This is a genomic window from Leifsonia sp. 2MCAF36 (genome assembly GCF_052115525.1).
GTDB lineage: Bacteria > Actinomycetota > Actinomycetes > Actinomycetales > Microbacteriaceae > Leifsonia.
On record NZ_JBFRGV010000005.1, the window covers coordinates 238,577 to 245,613 of the forward strand.

General features: G+C 70.4%; 10 protein-coding genes. 6 read left to right on the forward strand and 4 right to left on the reverse strand.

The features are described from left to right. Window positions 1-57: 57 nt before the first annotated feature. Together AB4079_RS10000 and AB4079_RS10005 are read left to right on the forward strand one after the other, a co-directional pair. Window positions 58-495, forward strand: coding sequence for a DM13 domain-containing protein (locus AB4079_RS10000; protein ID WP_441787143.1), 438 nt, complete (start codon window positions 58-60; stop codon window positions 493-495). After that, the gene (locus AB4079_RS10005) at window positions 492-1,001 is read left to right on the forward strand and encodes a DoxX family membrane protein (RefSeq protein ID WP_441787144.1); all 510 of its coding nucleotides are present in this window, start codon (window positions 492-494) and stop codon (window positions 999-1,001) included. Before AB4079_RS10000 ends, AB4079_RS10005 begins: the two co-directional genes overlap by 4 nt. On the opposite strand, the gene tal is transcribed toward AB4079_RS10005, so the two are convergent. Both tal and folE read right to left on the reverse strand, forming a co-directional pair. Then, window positions 988-2,109: a transaldolase gene (gene tal / locus AB4079_RS10010; RefSeq protein ID WP_441787145.1), complete on the reverse strand. Its 1,122-nt coding sequence runs from the start codon at window positions 2,107-2,109 to the stop codon at window positions 988-990. The two genes, AB4079_RS10005 and tal, sit on opposite strands and share 14 nt — an antisense overlap. Before the next feature lie 27 nt (window positions 2,110-2,136). Further along, window positions 2,137-2,781, reverse strand: a complete 645-nt coding sequence (gene folE, locus AB4079_RS10015) for a GTP cyclohydrolase I (protein ID WP_441787146.1) — start codon at window positions 2,779-2,781, stop codon at window positions 2,137-2,139. Window positions 2,782-2,863: 82 nt separating this feature from the next. Between folE and AB4079_RS10020 the strand changes: the two genes are divergently transcribed. The 3 genes from AB4079_RS10020 (at window position 2,864) to AB4079_RS10030 (ending at window position 4,308) form a co-directional block, all read left to right on the forward strand. Continuing rightward, a complete protein-coding gene (locus AB4079_RS10020) occupies window positions 2,864-3,532 on the forward strand; it encodes a helix-turn-helix transcriptional regulator (RefSeq protein ID WP_441787147.1) in 669 nt (222 codons plus the stop codon). 75 nt (window positions 3,533-3,607) lie between these two features. Then, window positions 3,608-3,970, forward strand: a complete 363-nt coding sequence (locus AB4079_RS10025; RefSeq protein ID WP_441787148.1) for a YidH family protein — start codon at window positions 3,608-3,610, stop codon at window positions 3,968-3,970. After that, window positions 3,967-4,308 carry a DUF202 domain-containing protein gene (locus AB4079_RS10030; protein WP_441787149.1) on the forward strand — a complete coding sequence of 114 codons (342 nt, stop codon included), beginning with the start codon at window positions 3,967-3,969 and terminating at the stop codon, window positions 4,306-4,308. The genes AB4079_RS10025 and AB4079_RS10030 overlap by 4 nt, the downstream gene beginning before the upstream one ends. Here the strand turns inward: AB4079_RS10030 and AB4079_RS10035 are convergent, their stop codons facing one another. Together AB4079_RS10035 and AB4079_RS10040 are read right to left on the reverse strand one after the other, a co-directional pair. Next, on the reverse strand, window positions 4,309-5,247 hold the full coding sequence (locus AB4079_RS10035) for a PrsW family intramembrane metalloprotease (protein ID WP_441787150.1): 939 nt from the start codon (window positions 5,245-5,247) through the stop codon (window positions 4,309-4,311). Window positions 5,248-5,344: 97 nt separating this feature from the next. Further along, a complete protein-coding gene (locus AB4079_RS10040; RefSeq protein WP_441787151.1) occupies window positions 5,345-5,908 on the reverse strand; it encodes a helix-turn-helix domain-containing protein in 564 nt (187 codons plus the stop codon). Window positions 5,909-6,016: 108 nt separating this feature from the next. On the opposite strand from AB4079_RS10040, the gene AB4079_RS10045 reads away from it, so the two are divergent. Next, entirely contained in the window at window positions 6,017-6,922 is a 906-nt protein-coding gene (locus AB4079_RS10045; protein ID WP_441787152.1) for an SDR family oxidoreductase, read from the forward strand. Window positions 6,923-7,037 lie beyond the last annotated feature (115 nt).

A 7,037-nucleotide genomic window follows, 5' to 3' on the forward strand; every position in this document is an offset into this window, starting at 1 on the left:
GGTCCCCGAGAGAACCCCGATGACCCGACCATCCCCCACCACACCAAGGAGTGGACCATGCGTAAAGCACTGATCGCGGGAGGGCTCATGCTTGCCCTCTCGGCAACCCTGACCGCCTGCAGCACGGCGTCCGACGCCACGGCGCCTTCCTCGGCGACGTCGTCGACCTCGAGTGCGAGCTCAGTAGCCGCCGACAGCCGCACGGGCACGTTCGCCGGGCTGAACGACAAGCACGTCGCCGGGACGGTCTCGTTCGCCGGCGGGAAGCTCAACCTGGCCGGCTTCTCGTCGGACGAAGGACCCGACCTGCACGTGTACCTGACCAACGGGACGGATGAAGCGGCCGTCGCGGCCGGCAAGCAGATCGACAGCATCGTGTTCAACTCCTCGACGCAGAGCTTCGACCTCGGCGGCGTCCAGACGTCGGGTTACACGGACGTGGTGATCCACTGCGACAAGGCCAAGGCGGTCTTCGGTGCCGCGGCCCTGAAATGAGCGCCCGCGATCTCGCCGTGCCGGTCCTGACCGGCGCGGCGAGGGTCGTGCTCGGGGCGCTCTGGCTCAACGAGGGTCTGCTCAAGTACCGGGCGGGTTTCTCCGGCGCCGACATCCGCCTGGTCACCGAGAGTGCCGCATCCAACTCGCGGGTGCCCGAGTACTTCCACTGGTTCGATGCCCTGACGCTTCGGCCCTTCCCCGACCTCTTCGGCGTCGCGATGCCCCTGCTGGAGACCGCTCTGGGGGTGCTGCTCGTCCTGGGTGTTCTCACCCGGGTGGCGGCCCTGATGTCCGTCGCGACGCTCCTGCTCTACTGGTCGGCGGACCAGCTGATCACGGAATACCCGATCATGCTCGCGCTGTCCGTCATCGTGGTCGCCTGGGCGCGACCGGCCGCGGTCTTCGGTGTCACCGGGCTGCTGCGAAGGATGCGCGACAAGAAGCCGGCAGCGTCCCCGGAGAGCGTGGAGCAGAGGATGCGCCAGGCGCTCAGCGAGAAGTGAGCGCCCGCGACGCCAGCACATCCGCGAGCTCGTCGGAGAGTGTGCTCCACGCATCGGCGAACTTCGCGACACCCTCCTCCTCGAGCACGGCGACCACGTCGTCATAGTCGATGCCCGTCCACGCGAGCCCGTCGAGGACCGCGCGGGCGTCCTCATACGAGCCCCGCACAGTGTCCGCGGGAACAGGGCGACCGTGATCCGCGACAGCCTCCAGCGTCGCCTCGGTCATCGTGTTCACCACGCCGCGGGTCACCAGCCCGTCGACATAGAGGGTGTCCGGGTAGTCCGGGTTCTTCGTCGAGGTGGATGCCCAGAGCGGCCGCTGGGGACGGGCGCCGGCTGCGGCGAGCGCGCGCCAGGCGCCGCCGTCCAGCATCCGCTCGTACTCCTGGAAGGCGAGGTGCGCGTTCGCCAAGCCGGCGCGTCCCCGCAGCCCGCCGGCCTCGAGCGTGCCCAACCGCTCGAGCCGGCGGTCGACTTCGGCATCGACGCGCGACACGAAGAAGGAGGCGACGGAGGCGATGCCGGCCGGGTCCAGCCCGCTCGCGACGGCCCGGCGCATCCCTTCGAGGTACGCGTCCATCACCTGGCGGTACCGGCGCAGCGAGAAGATGAGCGTCACGTTGATGCTGATCCCGTCGGCCAGGCAGGCGGTGATCGCCGGGAGACCTTCGAGGGTGGCCGGGATCTTGATGAACAGGTTGGGCCGGTCCACGCTCCACCACAGGGAGCGCGCCTCGGCGATCATGCCCGCGGTGTCGTGGGCGAGCCGCGCGTCCACCTCGATGGACACCCGCCCATCCACGCCGCCGGTGGCGTCGAACGAGCGGCGCAGCACGTCGCACGCGTCCCGCACGTCGTGGGTCGTCAGCTCACGAAGCGCCTCGCCCACCTCGGCTCCGCGGGCGGAGAGGTCGTCGAGCTGCGCCTGGTACGACGTGCGCTTGCCGATGGCGGCGGCGAAGATCGTCGGGTTCGTGGTGACGCCGCTGACGTATCTGGTCTCCACCAGGCGGGCGAGGCGTCCGGAGGTCAGCAGTTCGCGGCTCAGGTCGTCGAGCCAGAGGGAGACGCCGGCGTCGGCGAGTCCGGCAAGCGGGTCAGTCATCAGGATGCTCCTCGATTCAGGGCGCCTTCACGCCGCGATACCGGTCACGGCCAGGAACTCGGCCCGCGACCGGGCGTCGTCACGCAGCCGGCCGAGCAGCGTCGAGGTGACCGTGCTCGAACCGACGGCGTTGACGCCGCGCAGGGTCATGCAGGAGTGCTCGGCCGCGATGACGACACCGACCGCCTGCGGCTGCAACCGGGCCTGCAGCCAGTCGGCGACCTGCTTCGTGAGCCGCTCCTGCGTCTGCGGGCGGCAGGCGAACAGCTCCACCACACGGGCGAGCTTGGAGAGGCCCAGGATGCGGTCGCCGGGCAGGTAGGCGACCCAGGCGCGACCGGTGAACGGGAGCAGGTGGTGCTCGCACAGCGAACGCACCGGGATGTCGCGGGCGACGACCAGCTCGTCGTAGCCCTCATCGTTGGGAAACGTCGTCAGGTCGAAGGGCCGCGGGGTGAGCATTTCCGCCCAAGCGCGGGCCATCCGCCCCGGGGTGGCGCGCAGATGGTCTGATTCGAGCGACATCCCGAGTGCCGTGAGGAACTGGGCGGCGGCGGCCTCGGCGGCCTCCACGTCGATGGCAGGAGCCATCGAGATCGCTCGCACGTCGGCCGCTTTCGGCCACTCGATCTCGACGGGTGCTGCGTCCCGCTCCAGTGCGTCTGCGCTCATCGTTCCGACCTTTCGTCGTTCTTCTCCAGAATGCGTCGCGCGCCCCTTTTTGTCAAGATCTTTTGTTGATAGAATCAGCGCTATGGACAGCGACCGCGCAATCGACGGGGCCAGCGCACTCGACGGGATCAGCGCACTGGCCGATCCCGCACGGCGGCGCCTGTACGACTACGTCGCCTCGCAGCAGGAACCGGTCGGCCGGGAAGAAGCAGCCGGAGCCACAGGCATGAGCCGCACGCTGGCGGCGTACCACCTCGACCGACTGGTCACCGCCGGCCTGCTGGAGGCCGGGTACTCCCGCGACCCGGGGAAAGGCGGCCCGGGTGCGGGGCGGCCGGCCAAACGGTACACGCGCAGCACACGCGAGACGACCGTGTCCGTCCCGTCTCGCGACTACCGCCTGCTGGCCGAGCTGATGACCGACGCGGTGGCCGCCGACGACAGCGGCGCGCTGTTCACCGCATTGACGGCTGCAGCGGAAGAGCAGGGCAGGCGGAGCTCCTCCCCCGACCGCGCGCTGCTCGACGACCTGCGCGACCGCGGCTACGAGCCCACGGAGGAGCCGGGCCCGGACGTCACGATGCGGAACTGCCCTTTCCACCAGCTGGCGCAGCGGCACACCAACCTGGTCTGCGGCGTGAACCACGCGCTGCTCCGCGGCGTGCTCGAGGGGCACGACGACGACCCGGACCGCGCCGAACTGGACCCGCACGCGGGCCGCTGCTGCGTGGTGTTGCATCCCGCGTCCTGAACCTGCGTACGGTAGCAGTGGGTGTGCTACCACGAAAGGACGGCTGATGAACGACATCGACCCGCGGGTGGGCGCGTGACGGACAACCGCTTCCCGGCCTCCGTCTTCGGGGTCGGCAGCGAACCCGACGCCCGCTTCAGCCTGGCCAACGAACGCACGTTCCTCGCCTGGATCAGGACCGGGCTCGCCCTCCTCGCCGGCGGCGTCGCCCTCGAAGCGCTCGGGCTCGGCATCCACCCCGGCTTCCGGCTGGCCGCATCCCTGATCCTGCTGGTCGCGGGACTGCTGACACCCCTGCAGGCCTGGTTCGGCTGGAAGCGGAGCGAACGCGCGCTCCGCCTCGGCGAACCACTGCCGGCTGCACCGCTCACCCTCGTCCTCGCCGTGGCCGTGAGCGCCGTCGGCGTCCTCGTGCTCATCGGCGTGCTCGTGCGATGAGCACCGTCTTCGACCAGGGACTGCAACCCGAACGCACGGCGCTGGCCTGGCGGCGCACCGGGCTCGCCCTGCTGGGCGGCTCGCTCGTCGCCGCCCGGATCCTGCCCGAGACCCTCGGCGCCTGGGCGGCGATCCCTGGCCTCATCGGCGTCGCTGCGGCAGCATCCCTGCTCTACGCGATCCACCGCCGCTACCGGCAGCAGCACCAGCGTCTCACCGCCGAGGGGGACCGCTCGCCCATCGCGGGCGGACGGCTCGTCGCCGCGATGGCCGGCTTCCTGCTCGCCGCCGCCATCGTGAGCATCGTCGTCACAATCGCCCTGACGGCGCGGGGCTGATCAGACGATCGGCTGCTCCGCCATCCGCTTCCGCTCGGCGTGCCGGTAGTGCCGCAGCACCAGCCAGAGTGTGAGGATGCCGCCCGCGGCGACCACGATGAGCACGACGATGTAGAGGATGCCGGCCAGCGCCGACACTGCCGACGCCGTCTGCTGCGTGAGCCCTCCCACAGTGGTCAACTCCTCCAGTGCTCGCCCATTCACGATCAGTGCGATGACCGCTGCCAGGTCGCTCGCCGAATCCCACAGTCCGTGCAGGATGGCGACGCCGACGTACGTGACCACGATCCAGATCGAGAACCGGAACCGGGCAGCGCCCCGCGCTGCGCCGAACAGCACCGCGCCGAGCACGGCCGTCCACAGCACATGGCCGACCGGCGCGAGGATGGCGCGGAACACCTCCGTCTGCAGTAGGGACACGAGGTCGATACCGCGCGTGGTGATCGCCGCGTTGAAGGCGTACCCCGCCGACTCGAACGCCGCGAAACCGGCGCCGACGGTCGCGCCGAGCAATGCGCCCTGCGCCGCCGTCTTCGGCACCACCCGCCAGCCGATGACGATCAGCAGGACCGCCTTGACCAGCTCCTCGATCAGGCCGACCACCAGGTACAGCCAGTAGCTCTGGTGAAGGTTCACCTCCAGTAGGGAGGCGCCCAGCACGCCGAAGATCCCGCCGACGAAGAAGGCGAGCACGAGTTGGAGCGAGCTCACGCTTCCCGTCACGCGCTCGATCGCGAACAGCACGACGCAGAAGGGCACCAGAAAGCTGCCGAGCAGGATCAGCGTCGGGACCAGATTCGTGTTCTGGGTCGTGATGGTGACGACGATGGTGAGGATCCACAGGGCGAGCCCCGTGAGCAGCGTCTTCCACCACCAGCCGTGGTGGTGGTGAGGATGCGGGGCGCCGTCCGGACGGTCCACCCAGGTGTCTGCCGTCATGGACACTCCTTGTAATACCGGTCGTCGGCTGCGCGTCGCTGTCAGCTCATCATCCCGCCCCCCGACGGCGGCGCAAGGGGGTGCATTGGACGGAAGGTCAGGCCAGCGCACGGAAGGCCGAGATGCCCTCCCGCACGAGCTCGCGCAGGTCGAGCGGCTCGGCGGAGGAGACCCAGCGTTCGAACGCCAAGCGGAAAGCGGACATGGCCGCCTCGGCGGCGGTCCCGGCCTCCAGAGGGGGCGCGCCGCGGTCCTCCAGTGCGCGGGCGCCGGCCGCCGCCACGGTGGCGAGCTTGAGTAGCTCGCGCTCGAGGAGACTGGGGGTCGCGTTGATCACGGCGGCGCGGAGGCGGGGGAACGCCTGGTCGGGCCGGCTCTGCAGGACGTCGGCCGCCGCATCCATGCCCGCCGCCGCCGCATCCAGGGCCGACGCCGCGGGTGGAGCCATCGCGATGCCGTCGAGCACGCCCTGCTGGAAGTCTGCGGAGCCGTCGAAGAGCACTTCCCGCTTGTCGGCGAAGTGGCGGAAGAAGGTGCGTTCGGTGACACCCGCGCGTGCGGCGATGTCGGCGACCGTCGTCTGCTCGAACCCGGGGTCTCCGTACAGCTCGAGGGCAGCCTGCACGAGGCGTTCCCGTGCTCCCGGCTCCCAGCGTCCCATGGGGTGAGTCTACTGAGTGCGTCGCGGTGATGACAGCAGCTGACATCAGTGTTACGCTGACGACAGTCGCTGACGTCAGTGACTGACATGATGAGAAGGGAACGCGACATGCGCGTATTCGTCACAGGAGCGTCGGGCTGGATCGGCTCGGCAGTGGTCGCCGAGCTGCTCGGCACGGGACACCAGGTCAGCGGGCTCGCCCGGTCGGCGCGGTCGGCCGAGCGGGTCCGAGCGGCTGGAGCCGAGCCGGTCATCGGGAGCCTGGACGACCTCGCCGTCCTCCATGCCGCCGCGACATCCGCCGACGCGGTCATCCACCTCGGGTTCAAGCACGACTTCAGTGACTTCGCCGCATCCGGTGCCACCGAACGCGCGGCAATGGAAACGTTCATCGACGCCCTCGAGGGGACCGGCAACCCGCTCCTCTTCGCCTCCGGGATCGCGCTCATCACCCCCGGGCGGGTCGCGACCGAAGACGACGCCAGCCCGTACAGCGGACCGGACGCGCCGCGCGGAGGAGCCGAGACGCTGGCCATCGCGGCCGCCGAGCGCGGCATCCGCCCGGTCGCACTGCGCTTCGCCCCCACGGTGCACGGTGCGGGCGACCACGGCTTCGCTGCGGTGCTTGCGGGCATCGCGCGCCAGACCGGTGTCGCCGGCTACGTCGGCGAGGGGACCAACCGCTGGGCCGCAGTCCACCGCAGCGACGCGGCCCGCCTGGTGCTGCTCGCGCTGGCCGACCCGGACGCGGCGCGTGTGGTGCACGCGGTCGCCGAAGAGGGCAACGCCACGCGACGCATCGCCGAAGCGATCGGCGCCGCCGTCGGCGTGCCCACCGCCTCCATCGACCCGGATGATGTGGAGGCGCACTTCGGCTGGATCGGCCGATTCTTCGGCATCGACATGTCCGCCTCCAGCGACCTCACCCGCGCGCGCTTCGACTGGGACCCGACCGGCCCCACCCTCTTCGAGGACCTGGCCGCCGGCCACTACTCCGCCGACGCGGCCGCCTGAGCCGGCGCCCCCCTCCCTTCGACCCACTCCCCGCGCCCCGCTCCGCTCCGCGCCGCGAGGTGTGAGTAGATGTCCCTTGAGCCGCCGAGTTGCGACATGATGTCGCAACTCGGCG

Coding starts and splice junctions, on each gene's coding strand:
- AB4079_RS10000 (WP_441787143.1), top strand. CDS start 58: ATGCGTAAAGCACTGATCGCGGGAGGGCTCATGCTTGCCCTCTCGGCA.
- AB4079_RS10005 (WP_441787144.1), top strand. CDS start 492: ATGAGCGCCCGCGATCTCGCCGTGCCGGTCCTGACCGGCGCGGCGAGG.
- tal (WP_441787145.1), bottom strand. CDS start 2,109: ATGACTGACCCGCTTGCCGGACTCGCCGACGCCGGCGTCTCCCTCTGG.
- folE (WP_441787146.1), bottom strand. CDS start 2,781: ATGAGCGCAGACGCACTGGAGCGGGACGCAGCACCCGTCGAGATCGAG.
- AB4079_RS10020 (WP_441787147.1), top strand. CDS start 2,864: ATGGACAGCGACCGCGCAATCGACGGGGCCAGCGCACTCGACGGGATC.
- AB4079_RS10030 (WP_441787149.1), top strand. CDS start 3,967: ATGAGCACCGTCTTCGACCAGGGACTGCAACCCGAACGCACGGCGCTG.
- AB4079_RS10035 (WP_441787150.1), bottom strand. CDS start 5,247: ATGACGGCAGACACCTGGGTGGACCGTCCGGACGGCGCCCCGCATCCT.
- AB4079_RS10040 (WP_441787151.1), bottom strand. CDS start 5,908: ATGGGACGCTGGGAGCCGGGAGCACGGGAACGCCTCGTGCAGGCTGCC.
- AB4079_RS10045 (WP_441787152.1), top strand. CDS start 6,017: ATGCGCGTATTCGTCACAGGAGCGTCGGGCTGGATCGGCTCGGCAGTG.